The organism is Ruegeria sp. CL3, assembly GCF_056536505.1.
The window spans coordinates 203,223-215,367 of sequence record NZ_JBQFPT010000009.1; the positions used below are offsets into that span (position 1 = coordinate 203,223).

Genomic DNA, 12,145 nt, shown 5'->3' on the forward strand with positions numbered 1-12,145 from the left:
CAGACCCGTTTCAGACCCGGTGATAGGGGCCGCCCGACAAGATGGTTGCAGCCCGGTAGAGTTGTTCGGCTAGCATCACACGGACCAGCATATGGGGCCAGACCATGGACCCGAATGAGATGGAAAAATCCGCCTCGGCGCGCAGTGAAGGGTCAATTCCGTCTGCTCCGCCGATGATCAGCGCCAGATCCTGCCGCCCAGCGTCGCGCCAGTTTCCCAGCTTTTGGGCAAAATCCGGTGAGGACATCAGCCGTCCGCGCTCATCCAGCGTGCAGATCACCGCTCCTTTGGGCAGCGCCTTGCGCAGCAAACCGGCCTCGGCGCCCATCCCTGCGTTTTTCTTGTCTTCAACCTCGATCACCCGCGCAGGACCAAGGCCCAGGCCACGGCCGGTGCGGTCAAAACGGGTCAGGTAGTCGTCAAGCAGGGTTTTCTCGGGTCCGGCGCGCAATCGCCCGACCGCAACTATGCTGATACGCATATCTCTCTCGCTTCCGACCCTTCAATAAAGGCCGGGATGGCGCCTCAGTTGGCTGAGGCGCTGCCGCCCGCAGGCTGCCACATCTTTTCCAGCTGGTAGAATTCACGCACTTCGGGGCGGAAGATATGGACGATCACATCGCCCGTATCGATCAACACCCAGTCGCCGGCATCCTTGCCTTCGACCTTCGAGGTGAAACCGAATTCCTGCTTGATGCGATCCGTCAGCTTTTCCGCCATGGCTGCGACCTGACGGGTCGACCGACCCGAGGCAATCACCATATGATCCGCAACAGAAGACTTACCTTGCAGGTTGATCTGCACGACGTCTTCGGCCTTGTCGTCGGAAAGTGAGGAAAGGATACGCTCAAGCAGCTTGTCGCTGATTGACTGAGAGTGGGCCATTACACTGGCCCCGTCATCGGCGGGCAAACCCGCCTGGGTATGTAGAGACAGGACATAGTCCTCCTTTGCTGCGCGCCGTAAAACCCGGCGCGGGGTAAATTCAAGGTAGCAAGCGACCCATGACATTTCAATGAAGCACGCCTGATGCCTCGCATGAATGTGCTCTGATGGCATCTGGGGGCCTTACAAGACCTTGATAGACTCGGCCAGTGTCTATATCTGACCGGAATATGAGACTCAATGTAGCCCAACTTCAGAATCTGGAAGACCGCGCGCGGTTGCGCGAACGGTTCTATGGGGCTGCCCGCACGGTTCTGGCCCGCCTATCGGCGGCCTAAGCCACCTCGCCAGCTATTTCTCATTACATACGGGAGAGGACCGATGTCCCCCAAAACACTCTATGACAAGATCTGGGATGCCCATGTCGCGCATGAAGCCGATGATGGTACCTGCCTGCTTTATATCGACCGCCACCTGGTTCACGAAGTAACCAGCCCGCAGGCGTTCGAAGGCCTGCGCATGGCCGGCCGTAAGGTGCGCGCACCGGAAAAGACCATCGCCGTGCCGGACCACAACGTTCCGACCACACCGGACCGCGTGAACGGGATCGAAAACCCCGAATCGCGCATTCAGGTCGAGGCGCTGGACAAGAACGCCAAGGATTTCGGCATTCACTACTACCCGGTGCATGACGTCCGCCAGGGTATCGTCCACATCGTCGGCCCCGAGCAAGGCTGGACCCTACCCGGCATGACCGTCGTTTGCGGCGACAGCCACACCGCAACCCACGGCGCGTTTGGCGCTCTGGCCCACGGCATTGGTACGTCCGAGGTTGAGCACGTACTGGCCACCCAGACCCTGATCCAGAAGAAGTCCAAGAACATGAAGGTCGAGATCACCGGCAAATTGCAGCCGGGCGTGACCGCGAAGGACATCACTCTGGCCGTGATCGGTGAGACCGGCACTGCTGGCGGAACCGGCTATGTCATCGAATACTGCGGTGAAGCGATCCGTGATCTGTCGATGGAAGGCCGCATGACCGTCTGCAACATGGCGATCGAAGGCGGCGCGCGTGCCGGTCTGATCGCGCCGGACGAAACCACCTTTGAATATGTCAAAGGCCGCCCGCATGCTCCGAAAGGTGCTCAGTGGGAAGCGGCGCTGGACTGGTGGAAAACACTCTACACCGACGAAGGTGCGCATTTCGACAAGGTCATCACCCTGCGCGGTGAAGATATCGCGCCGGTCGTCACATGGGGCACCAGCCCCGAAGACGTACTGCCGATCACCGCAACTGTCCCGCACCCTGAGGATTTCGAGGGCGGCAAAGTCGACGCGGCCCGCCGTTCGATCGAATATATGGGTCTGGAAGCCGGTCAGAAGTTGAGCGATGTCGAGGTCGACACCGTCTTTATCGGGTCCTGCACCAACGGCCGCATCGAAGATCTGCGCGCCGCCGCGGAAATCCTGAAGGGCAAGAAGATCAAGGACGGCATGCGCGCCATGGTCGTGCCCGGTTCAGGTCTTGTCCGCGCTCAGGCCGAAGAAGAAGGTCTGGCCGAAATCTTCAAAGAGGCCGGTTTCGAATGGCGTCTGGCAGGATGCTCAATGTGTCTGGCGATGAACCCCGACCAGCTGCAACCTGGCGAGCGTTGTGCCGCGACTTCGAACCGCAATTTCGAAGGCCGTCAGGGGCGTGGTGGGCGGACTCACTTGCTGAGCCCGGCAATGGCTGCCGCTGCGGCAATCACAGGACGGCTGACAGACGTCCGTGAATTGATGTAAGGTCCCCTCATATCTAGATATTTGAGGGATTGAACAAATGAGTGACTGGATCAAATGGCTCCTGCTGGGGCTCCTATCCATAGCGTTCGGTATCTTTGTGCTGGGCGCACCTGTCGTGGCATCTGTCGCCGTGACGGTGGTAACCGGTGTGTTGCTGCTGATCTCGGGCGTGCTGCAGGTTGTTGGCGGCTTCACAGTTGAAGGCGTTGGCAACAAAATCCTGTCACTCATCATGGGTGCGGTCATGCTGTTTCTGGGCTGGTCCTTTCTGGATCACCCCCTGCAAGGCACGCTGACGCTGGCGACCGTTATGCTGATCCTGTTCATGGCAGGCGGCATCGCGCGGATCATTCTGTCGTTCCAGATGAAGGGAACGCAGTTTTTCTGGCCCACGATGATCTCAGGCATCTTGTCGATCGTCCTCGCAGGCATCATCTGGAGCTATGTCGGGCAGCAACCGCAGGCCCTGCTGAGCATTCTGGGGATCTTCCTGGGCATCGAGATGCTGTTTAACGGGTTCGGATTGGTCTTCATGGCGTTCTTCGTCAAGAACGCACCCAAAGACGAAACAACTGAAGCGAAAGAAGCTTAAACGCGAGGCACGGGCGCGGCCCTACCCCGCAGGAGTGTAGACATGGAAAAGTTTGACAAAGTCCACGGGGTGGCCGCCCCAATGCCGCTGATCAATATCGACACCGATATGATCATCCCCAAAGTTCACCTGAAGACCATCAAACGGTCCGGCCTTGGCGTCGTTCTGTTTGACGAGATGCGCTATCACGACGACGGGCAGGAGAATGAAGAATTCGTTCTGAACAAACCCGCCTATCGCGAGGCCGAGATTCTGGTGGCCGGAGACAATTTTGGCTGCGGGTCGTCGCGGGAACACGCACCTTGGGCGATCAAGGATTTCGGCATCAAGGTCGTGATCTCGACCAGCTTCGCCGACATCTTCTTCAACAACTGTTTCAAGAACGGCATCCTGCCCATCGTGGTCGAAGAAGAGCATCACGCGGTTCTGATGGATGACGCGCATAAGGGTGAAAACGCCCGCATGACCGTGCATTTGGAAGATCAGAAGATTACCACTTCGGACGGTGTTGAGATCACCTTCGACATCGACCCGCACCGCAAGCACTGCCTGCTGAACGGTCTGGACGATATCGGCCTGACGATGGAAAAAGACCATCACATCGACAAGTTCGAGGATCACGCCGGTCAGGCCCGTCCCTGGGTGTGATTCTGGGGACGAATCTGTTGATACTCAACCTAACGGAGTCGCCAAGGCGGCTCCGTTCGCATTCTTGGGGTTGAAAATCCGAGAACCACAACATGTAGGTCTCAAATTGAGATACACGTCGGATTTGCGTCGAAATTGATGCAATCCCGCACCAGTTGCGCCATCATTTTGCCCGAAATCACGTGTTATCTGCACCCTGGCTTGAGCGAATTACCGCTTATCGTCCATGTTGGGCCGAAAGAGGTATCCGTCATAAAACGCAGGCGACGGGCGCAAGTTGGAATGAAGCCGACATAGAATTGGCTGGTTCCGGTTTGAAAAAGGGTTCGGATAGTGATTGCACGCACGACAGGGGCGGCGATACGTGGGATTTTGGTCGCCGTTATGGTGTTGACCCCCGCGTTGTACCTGCCAGTTTCATCGACGAACGGGACCGAGGTCATTGTCTTCCTCGCGATCCTGGCGTTCATCCTGACCTTTGCCGAATATAACTCGGCCTTCCCCAGCTTTATCGAATTCCGTGATGCGCCGCCGGTGAACCGTTTGCGGTTCGTTGGCCTGATGTCGATGGTCACGTTCCTGACGCTGATCTGCAAAAACGCCTATGCGCCGACTGAAATGACCCGCTTTTCCTACGCGATGGGCTTGTCCGTCGCGAATGTGGTGGATTTCCCCTATTCGCCGGTTCGGTTGATCGTTTTGATGCTGCCCGCAGACGCTGCCCAGCCTCTGGTTGAGCTTGTTCGTGTCGCTGCCAGCATCGCCTACATGGCAGCATTGGTGACCATCGCTAGCTTCGCCTATGCTGTGAAACTGCGCGGCTGGCCGACTGGAAACGGGGCGTTCAATGTGTGGACAAACCTGCCTCTGTTCGACCCGACCAAGGGTGGTGACGTGGTAACCCGCCTGCAGCGCGATGGGCGCCTGAACATCTGCATTGGCATCCTGTTGCCCTTCCTGATCCCGGCAGTGATGAAACTGCTGACAAATATCTTGCTCTCGATCTCGCTGAGCAACCCTCAGACCCTGATCTGGACCATGTGCGCTTGGGCCTTCCTGCCCGCAAGCATGATCATGCGCGGTATGGCGACCCTGCGGATTGCCGGGCTGATCGTTGAGAAACGCCGCGCCTATTCCACGACCGAGTCCACGCAGACCGCATGATCCGTGCCCTGATCCTGCTGATGCTGCCTCTGGCCGCACAGGCAGAGACCGTGCGCGTTGCCACCTATAACACCGAACTCAGCCGCAAAGGCCCCGGGTTGCTGCTGCGCGATATTCAGCGAGATGACGATCAGGTTCAGGCAGTCGTTGACGTCTTAGTGGCCGTCCATCCTGACATTCTGGCGTTGCAGGGGATCGACTGGGATATCGATGGTTGGGCGCTGGCTGCTTTGATCGACGAGCTGCGCGCGGCCGGTCTGGACTATCCACATCATTTTGCCGCGCAGCCCAATACAGGGATAGACAGCGGTCTGGACCTGGACGGAGACGGACGTACCCAAGGACCGGGCGACTCACAGGGCTGGGGCTTGTTCACGGGTCATGGTGGGCTAGCCGTTCTGTCCCGATACGAGATTGCACAGGACGAGGCACAGAATTTCGCGTCCCTGCTGTGGTCAGAACTTCCGGGGGCTGAACTGCCGGTCGTAAATGGCGCGCCCTACCCCTCAGCACAGGCGCAGGCGGCGCAGAGGCTGTCCTCCACCGGGCATTGGGTGGTTCCCGTCACCACGCCTTTTGGTCATCTGAATCTGATGACCTTTCACGCCACTCCGCCGGTCTTCGACGGGCCAGAGGACCGCAATGGCCTGCGCAATCGCGATGAGATCCGGTTCTGGTCCCTGCTGCTGGACGGGCGGCTTGGCCCCGTTCCGGACGGCCCTTTTGTCATCGCCGGCGACGCCAATCTGGACCCCGGCAAGAGCAACGGACGCACCGAGACTATCGCCGCTCTTCTCTCGGACCCCCGCCTGCAAGACCCCCAGCCCAAGACCGCAGAGGGCGACGCCGCAACTGTAAACTGGAAAGCCGTCGGAGAGCTGAGGGTGGACTATGTCCTGCCCTCAGCCGACCTGCAGGTCATCAAGTCGGGCGTGTTCTGGCCCAACCCTGAGGACCCGATGCGCGAGACCGCCCAGCGCGCCAGCCGTCACCGGCTGGTGTGGGTCGATGTCGCGCTGCCATAAGGCCTAGAGCGGGCCTGTATAGGTACCACGCGCAGGATAGTTGTTTCCGAGGGTGAATTTCAGACCGCCAACGATATCTGCCATGGCCGGACGTCCAAAAGGCGTTGTCTGCTGCCACGCGTAATACAGCGTCCGGTCCGTAGCGATGTAGAAATGCCCGGGCTCGGCAAAGAAGGCGGGCTCGGCGCTGCCTTCGCGCGCGGTTGAGATGTTCAGGCCCCAATCCTCTCGCGCGGCGGCCAACGGCAGGCTGTGCCCGACACGCAGGCGCGACACACCGGCCTTTTCAGCGGCTTCGGCCGCGCGGTCGGCAGTATCTGTGGTAATCATGATGACCTCGACGCCCAGCGCGGCAAAATCATCCAGCGCCGCTTCGACCTCGGTCATCTGCTTGACGCAGATCGGGCAGTGCAGGCCGCGATACTGGATCACCAGCGTTCCGTTTTCGCCTTTGTCGGCCTCAAGATCGAACACCCCGTGCCCGACTGTTTCAATTTTCAGGCCTGGGACGGGATTTCCCGGTATCAACATGTATTTTCCTCGTGATTCATCCGGATCGTCTCATTGACCCGGTGCGGCGCAGACGCTAGGCCCTTTGCGACAAAACGCAAGGAGACTGTCGATGTCCAACCCCTCGCTCCTCATCCTGCCCGGAGACGGAATTGGCCCGGAAGTTATGGCCGAAGTGCGCAGAATCATCTCTTGGTTCGACACCAATCGCGGCCTTCACTTTGACGTGAGCGAGGATCTGGTCGGCGGCGCGGCCTATGACGCCCATGGCAAACCCCTGTCGGATGAGACCATGGCCAAGGCTCAAGAGGTGGACGCGGTTCTGCTGGGCGCTGTTGGCGGCCCGAAATACGACGATCTGGACTTCAGCCTGAAGCCCGAACGCGGGTTGTTGCGCCTGCGCAAGGAAATGGACCTTTATTCCAACCTGCGCCCGGCCCAGTGCTTTGACGCGCTGGCGGATTTCTCGTCGCTGAAAACCGATGTTGTGGCCGGTCTGGATATCATGATCGTGCGCGAGCTGACCTCGGGCATCTATTTCGGCGAGCCGCGTGGCATCTTCGAGGAAGGCAATGAGCGCGTGGGCGTCAACACCCAGCGCTATACCGAATCTGAGATCGAACGCGCTGCGCGCTCGGCCTTTGAACTGGCAATGCGCCGGAACAAGAAGCTGTGCTCGATGGAAAAAGCCAATGTCATGGAATCGGGCATTCTGTGGCGCGAAGTGGTGAACGAGGTCGCCAAGGAGTACCCCGAGGTCGAAGTCACCCATATGTATGCCGACAATGGTGCGATGCAGCTGGTGCGCGCGCCCAAACAGTTCGACGTGATCGTGACCGACAACCTGTTCGGCGACATCCTGTCGGATTGCGCCGCAATGCTGACCGGCTCGCTGGGCATGCTGCCGTCTGCGTCCTTGGGTGCCCCGATGGAGAATGGTCGTCCCAAGGCGATGTACGAGCCGGTCCACGGCTCGGCCCCGGATATCGCGGGCGAAGGCAAAGCCAACCCGATCGCCTGTATCCTCAGCTTCGCCATGGCGCTGCGCTACAGCTTTGATCAGGGGGCCGAGGCCGACCGTCTGGAAGCCGCGATCGAGAAAGTGCTGGCCGACGGTGTTCGCACTGCAGACCTGCTGGCCGATGAAGGTGTGACCCCGGTTTCGACCTCGGAAATGGGCGATGCAATCCTGGCCGCTCTGGACGCCAGCGTCTGATCCACATTCAGTTTGAATTTAAAAAGGCGGCACCCGATGTGTCGCCTTTTTTTGTGTTTGGACCGCGACGCGTTAGTTCCCGCCGAAGATATCCCGGATCAGGTTGTTGATGGCGCGTTCAAACCCTCCGCCCTGTTTGCGGCGGGGCTGAGGTTGCGCGACCTGCACAGGCGGCTCTGGCGCGATCATCGGCAGAGGCGTGGGCGTCATCCCTTCGGTCACGCGCAGCATCGTCTCTTTCCAGATTTCGGCCGGCAACCCGCCTCCGGTGACACCGGACAGGGGCGTGTTGTCGTCGTATCCCATCCAGACACCGGCCACGTAGTCGGCCGTGAACCCGATGAACCACGCATCCCGCGCCGCCTGCGTCGTTCCGGTCTTGCCCGCCACCTGCCACCCCGGCAGCTGGGCGCGGCCACCTGTGCCCTCGGACACCACACGCTCCATCATCCAGATCAGTTCCTTGGCGGCTTTGTCATTGATCACCCGCTCGCCAATCCCTGTAGTCGTCACCATCACCGGGGTTTCATCGCCCAGCAGTTTCAACTCGGTCAGGCCGTAGGGTTCAACCGACGAGCCGCCGTTCAGAATACCCGCATAAGCACCCGTCATCTCGATCAGGGTGCTTTCTGAGGCGCCCAGCGCCAGCGCGGGGCCTTGTGCCAGATCGCTGGCGATCCCGAAACCGGTGGCGACCGTACGTACATTGTCGAGACCCGAAATCTCGGCAACTTTCACCGCCGGAATGTTCAGAGAGTTCTTGAGCGCATCCGCCAGCGTGACCTGCCCGTAGTATTTGTTGGTGTAGTTCTTGGGGCACCATTGACCCGATCCGGGGATGTTCACGCAGTAGGGCTCATCCATCACCGTGTCATAGGGCGAATACCCAAGCTCCAACGCGGTGGCATAGACAAAAGGCTTGAACGACGACCCGGTCTGCCGCAGCGCCTGTGTCGCACGGTTGAACGCGCCCGAAACGCGGGTTTTGCGGCCACCGACCATGGCCCGCACCGCCCCATCCGCCGACATCACTACGATCGCGGCTTGCGCTTTTGATCCTTCCCGAACCTTCTCCTGAAAGATGAATTGCAGCGCCTCTTCCGCCGAGGTCTGGATACGCGGATCTAATGTCGTGCGGATCACCACATCCTCGGTGGTGTTGCGGGTGAAGAACTCGGGCCCGCTGGCCATGACCCAATCGGCGAAATAGCCGCCTGCACGCGCGGCGGCGGCCTCGGAGAGTTGCGCAGGACGGGCACGCGCTTCACTGGCCTGCGCGCCGGACAGGTAGCCCTGCGCTTCCATCAGCCCAACCACAAGTCGCGCCCGATCCTGCGAGCGCTGCAGGTTGTTCGTCGGTGCATAGCGCGATGGGGCCACCAAAAGACCGGCCAGCATTGCGGCTTCTGCCGGAGAGACCTCGGCCGCGGATTTTCCGAAATAGCGCTGGCTGGCCGCTTCGAACCCACGTGCGCCTGCACCAAGGAATGCGCGGTTCAGGTAAATCGTCAGGATTTCATCCTTGGAGTATTTCACCTCCATCGCCAGCGCATAAATCGCCTCTTTGCCTTTGCGCCATAACGAACCCTGACGACAATCCGCTTCATAGGCGGCCTCCGACTCCCACGCGGCGGGATCGTAAGGCACACCCAGACACAGCAGCTTGGCGGTCTGCTGCGTGATGGTCGAGCCACCATGGCCCGAGAGCGGACCGCGCCCTTCGCTCAGGTTGATGCGTACCGCGCTGGCCACACCACGCGGGCTGACGCCGAAATGGCGGTAGAACCGTTTATCTTCGGTCGCGATCACCGCGTTCTTGAGATGGGGAGAGACGGTATCGGCGGTGATCACCCCGCCGAACTGGTCCCCGCGCCAGGCAAAAACCTTGCCATCGCGGTCCAGCATCGTCACCGAGCCGCGTGCGCGACCATCCAGCAAGGCATCGACATCGGGCAGAGAAGTATAGACCACCCCCACTGCCAGCGCGATCAGCATGGCGACCACGGCCCCAACGCGCCATGTCACGCCCCAGACCAGCCGCCAGATCCAGCGGAACAGACGACGGAAAAAACCTCCGCCATCGCCGCCCGACCGCTTGCGCGTTTTCTTCCGGGTCGTCTTGCGGGTCGCGGTTTTTCGGGCGGTCGACTTCTTGCCCGCAGGCTTGGCAACCCGCTTGGTCGTCGAAGGTTTGCATGCCTTCGAAGGGTATCTTTTATCCGCGACCAGTGTCGGTTTGCGGCGCTTGGACTCAGACATGCTCAAACTCTGCCCGTTTATACTTTTGCCTCACCATACCCTGACGTCCCGCCTATGTTGAGGTCCGATTTTCCGGAACTGCCCCTCCCAATTTCGCCTATTATTTAATCATCAAGCACTGTTTGTGCAAAAATTGTGCAATATTGCGTCATTTTCAGTCGGTTTCACGTCGGGGAATCGTTCCTTAACGCCCCGACACGCGCTCTTTTTCTGCACATGCAAACAAGCCGGCCCGATCCGGAGTAGTAGAGGGGACAGACGTGAAACTGATCATTGCGACAATCAAGCCGTTCAAGCTCGAGGAGGTGCGCGAGGCACTGACCGAAGCGGGCGTGCGCGGCATGATGGTGACCGAAATCAAGGGCTTCGGCTCGCAATCCGGTCACACCGAAATCTACCGTGGCGCGGAATACGCCGTGAACTTCGTACCCAAGATCAAGCTTGAGATCGTGGTACCTGCAACGATGGCCGATCAGATCGTTGAGACAATCACCAACACCGCCAAGACCGGCAAGATCGGTGACGGCAAGATTTTCGTCCTCGATGTCGAGCAGGCCATGCGCGTGCGGACTGGGGAAACGAACGAAGAGGCGCTGTAAGGCGCCCACACTCACTATCATTCGAGGACTGACTATGAACCTGATGAAATCTCTCATCCCTGCTGCCGCGATTGTCGCGCTGCCGCAGATGGGTCTGGCGCAAGAGGCCGCCGCCGAAGGCGAAGCTGCGCTGCACACCCAGTATATCTTCACCACCCTGCTGTTCCTGATGGCGGGCTTCCTGGTCTTCTTCATGGCGGCAGGCTTTGCCATGCTGGAAGGCGGTCTGGTGCGTTCCAAGAACGTGGCCATGCAGATGATCAAGAACGTGGCGCTGTTTTCCATTGCCGCGATCATGTACTGGCTGGTTGGCTTCAACACGATGTACCCGGGCGACTTCAACGGCTTCTTTGCCATTGGCGGCCCAACCGTGCTGGACCCGGTTGGTGTTGACCCTGCCGAGGCCGCATTGGACTATGCCTCGATCGGGTCGGACTTCTTCTTCCAGCTGGTCTTTGTGGCTGCAACCGCGTCCATCGTGTCGGGTGCCGTGGCCGAGCGGATCAAGCTGTTCCCCTTCCTGATCTTCGTGGTCGTGCTGACCGGTATCCTGTACCCGATCTCGGGCTCCTGGCAGTGGGGCGGCGGCTGGTTGTCTGAAGCTGGCTTCTCGGATTTCGCTGGTTCGACCGTCGTACACTCGGTCGGTGGCTGGGCAGCTCTGGCAGGCGTGATCGTTCTGGGCCCGCGTATCGGCAAGTACAAGGACGGCAAAGTCCATCCGATGCCCGGTTCGAACCTGGCGCTGGCAACTTTGGGTACGTTCATCCTGTGGCTGGGTTGGTTCGGCTTCAACGGCGGCTCGCAGCTGGCGATGGGCACCGTGGGCGATGTAACGGACGTGTCGCGTATCTTCGCCAACACCAACATGGCAGCTGCATCCGGTGCCGTAACCGCGCTGATCCTGACCCAACTGCTGTACAAAAAGCCTGACCTGACCATGGTGCTGAACGGCGCGCTGGCCGGTCTGGTATCGATCACCGCTGAACCTCTGGCCCCGACCCTGTTCGGTGCGCTGTGGATCGGTGCAGTTGGCGGTATCATCGTGGTCTTCACTGTCCCGCTGCTGGACAAGTTCAAGCTGGACGACGTTGTCGGCGCAATCCCGGTTCACCTGTTCGCAGGCATCTGGGGCACCATCGCCGTCATCTTCTACGGCGAGGCGTCTCTGGGCACCCAGCTGCTGGGTATCGCGGCCTACGGTGTGTTCACCTTTGTTGGCGCACTGATCCTGTGGACCATCCTGAAAGCCATTGTTGGCATCCGCGTCAGCGAAGAGGACGAGATCAACGGCCTCGACATGGCAGAGCTGGGCATGGAAGCTTACCCCGAGTTCTCGAAAGGGTAAGTGCCGCTTACAGAACCATTGGAATGGCCCGGCGCAATGCCGGGCCATTTTACTTTTGGTTGATCCCTTGCACCCTCAACTCTGGTATATGGCTGAACACTGAAAACAGCCGAC

13 protein-coding genes are annotated in these 12,145 nt (G+C 59.7%); 9 read left to right on the top strand and 4 right to left on the bottom strand.

Annotation, left to right across the window (positions count from 1 at the left end):
- Positions 1-10: 10 nt before the first annotated feature.
- Both rlmH and rsfS read right to left on the bottom strand, forming a co-directional pair.
- A complete protein-coding gene (rlmH, locus tag ACR0NO_RS15205) occupies positions 11-481 on the bottom strand; it encodes a 23S rRNA (pseudouridine(1915)-N(3))-methyltransferase RlmH (protein WP_170379769.1) in 471 nt (156 codons plus the stop codon).
- A gap of 44 nt (positions 482-525) precedes the next feature.
- Complete coding sequence (rsfS, locus tag ACR0NO_RS15210; RefSeq protein ID WP_170379770.1) at positions 526-885, bottom strand: ribosome silencing factor; 360 nt, start codon at positions 883-885, stop codon at positions 526-528.
- A 230-nt stretch (positions 886-1,115) separates the two neighbouring features.
- Between rsfS and ACR0NO_RS15215 the strand changes: the two genes are divergently transcribed.
- The 6 genes from ACR0NO_RS15215 (at position 1,116) to ACR0NO_RS15240 (ending at position 6,099) form a co-directional block, all read left to right on the top strand.
- Positions 1,116-1,223, top strand: coding sequence for an isopropylmalate isomerase (locus ACR0NO_RS15215; protein WP_152611973.1), 108 nt, complete (start codon positions 1,116-1,118; stop codon positions 1,221-1,223).
- 43 nt (positions 1,224-1,266) lie between these two features.
- Complete coding sequence (leuC, locus tag ACR0NO_RS15220; RefSeq protein ID WP_170379774.1) at positions 1,267-2,670, top strand: 3-isopropylmalate dehydratase large subunit; 1,404 nt, start codon at positions 1,267-1,269, stop codon at positions 2,668-2,670.
- Positions 2,671-2,707: 37 nt separating this feature from the next.
- Positions 2,708-3,262 (top strand): HdeD family acid-resistance protein, encoded by a 555-nt coding sequence (locus ACR0NO_RS15225; RefSeq protein ID WP_170379776.1) that lies wholly within the window; start codon positions 2,708-2,710, stop codon positions 3,260-3,262.
- Positions 3,263-3,304: 42 nt separating this feature from the next.
- A complete protein-coding gene (leuD, locus tag ACR0NO_RS15230) occupies positions 3,305-3,910 on the top strand; it encodes a 3-isopropylmalate dehydratase small subunit (RefSeq protein WP_170472726.1) in 606 nt (201 codons plus the stop codon).
- A gap of 333 nt (positions 3,911-4,243) precedes the next feature.
- A complete protein-coding gene (locus ACR0NO_RS15235) occupies positions 4,244-5,074 on the top strand; it encodes a hypothetical protein (RefSeq protein WP_480724553.1) in 831 nt (276 codons plus the stop codon).
- Complete coding sequence (locus ACR0NO_RS15240) at positions 5,071-6,099, top strand: endonuclease/exonuclease/phosphatase family protein (protein ID WP_480724554.1); 1,029 nt, start codon at positions 5,071-5,073, stop codon at positions 6,097-6,099. Before ACR0NO_RS15235 ends, ACR0NO_RS15240 begins: the two co-directional genes overlap by 4 nt.
- A 3-nt stretch (positions 6,100-6,102) precedes the next feature.
- Here ACR0NO_RS15240 and ACR0NO_RS15245 read toward each other — a convergent pair whose 3' ends face one another.
- The gene (locus ACR0NO_RS15245) at positions 6,103-6,630 is read right to left on the bottom strand and encodes a redoxin domain-containing protein (protein ID WP_480724555.1); all 528 of its coding nucleotides are present in this window, start codon (positions 6,628-6,630) and stop codon (positions 6,103-6,105) included.
- A 91-nt stretch (positions 6,631-6,721) separates the two neighbouring features.
- On the opposite strand from ACR0NO_RS15245, the gene leuB reads away from it, so the two are divergent.
- The gene (leuB, locus tag ACR0NO_RS15250) at positions 6,722-7,825 is read left to right on the top strand and encodes a 3-isopropylmalate dehydrogenase (RefSeq protein WP_480724556.1); all 1,104 of its coding nucleotides are present in this window, start codon (positions 6,722-6,724) and stop codon (positions 7,823-7,825) included.
- Between the two features lie 72 nt (positions 7,826-7,897).
- Here leuB and ACR0NO_RS15255 read toward each other — a convergent pair whose 3' ends face one another.
- Positions 7,898-10,084 carry a transglycosylase domain-containing protein gene (locus ACR0NO_RS15255; protein WP_480724557.1) on the bottom strand — a complete coding sequence of 729 codons (2,187 nt, stop codon included), beginning with the start codon at positions 10,082-10,084 and terminating at the stop codon, positions 7,898-7,900.
- Between the two features lie 260 nt (positions 10,085-10,344).
- Here ACR0NO_RS15255 and ACR0NO_RS15260 point away from each other — a divergent pair, with 260 nt between their 5' ends.
- Complete coding sequence (locus ACR0NO_RS15260; RefSeq protein WP_170379789.1) at positions 10,345-10,683, top strand: P-II family nitrogen regulator; 339 nt, start codon at positions 10,345-10,347, stop codon at positions 10,681-10,683.
- Positions 10,684-10,717: 34 nt separating this feature from the next.
- Complete coding sequence (locus ACR0NO_RS15265; RefSeq protein WP_170644025.1) at positions 10,718-12,031, top strand: ammonium transporter; 1,314 nt, start codon at positions 10,718-10,720, stop codon at positions 12,029-12,031.
- Positions 12,032-12,145 lie beyond the last annotated feature (114 nt).

Coding starts and splice junctions, on each gene's coding strand:
- ACR0NO_RS15255 (WP_480724557.1), bottom strand. CDS start 10,084: ATGTCTGAGTCCAAGCGCCGCAAACCGACACTGGTCGCGGATAAAAGA.
- rsfS (WP_170379770.1), bottom strand. CDS start 885: ATGGCCCACTCTCAGTCAATCAGCGACAAGCTGCTTGAGCGTATCCTT.
- ACR0NO_RS15265 (WP_170644025.1), top strand. CDS start 10,718: ATGAACCTGATGAAATCTCTCATCCCTGCTGCCGCGATTGTCGCGCTG.
- rlmH (WP_170379769.1), bottom strand. CDS start 481: ATGCGTATCAGCATAGTTGCGGTCGGGCGATTGCGCGCCGGACCCGAG.
- ACR0NO_RS15225 (WP_170379776.1), top strand. CDS start 2,708: ATGAGTGACTGGATCAAATGGCTCCTGCTGGGGCTCCTATCCATAGCG.
- ACR0NO_RS15245 (WP_480724555.1), bottom strand. CDS start 6,630: ATGTTGATACCGGGAAATCCCGTCCCAGGCCTGAAAATTGAAACAGTC.
- ACR0NO_RS15240 (WP_480724554.1), top strand. CDS start 5,071: ATGATCCGTGCCCTGATCCTGCTGATGCTGCCTCTGGCCGCACAGGCA.
- leuC (WP_170379774.1), top strand. CDS start 1,267: ATGTCCCCCAAAACACTCTATGACAAGATCTGGGATGCCCATGTCGCG.
- ACR0NO_RS15215 (WP_152611973.1), top strand. CDS start 1,116: ATGAGACTCAATGTAGCCCAACTTCAGAATCTGGAAGACCGCGCGCGG.
- leuB (WP_480724556.1), top strand. CDS start 6,722: ATGTCCAACCCCTCGCTCCTCATCCTGCCCGGAGACGGAATTGGCCCG.
- leuD (WP_170472726.1), top strand. CDS start 3,305: ATGGAAAAGTTTGACAAAGTCCACGGGGTGGCCGCCCCAATGCCGCTG.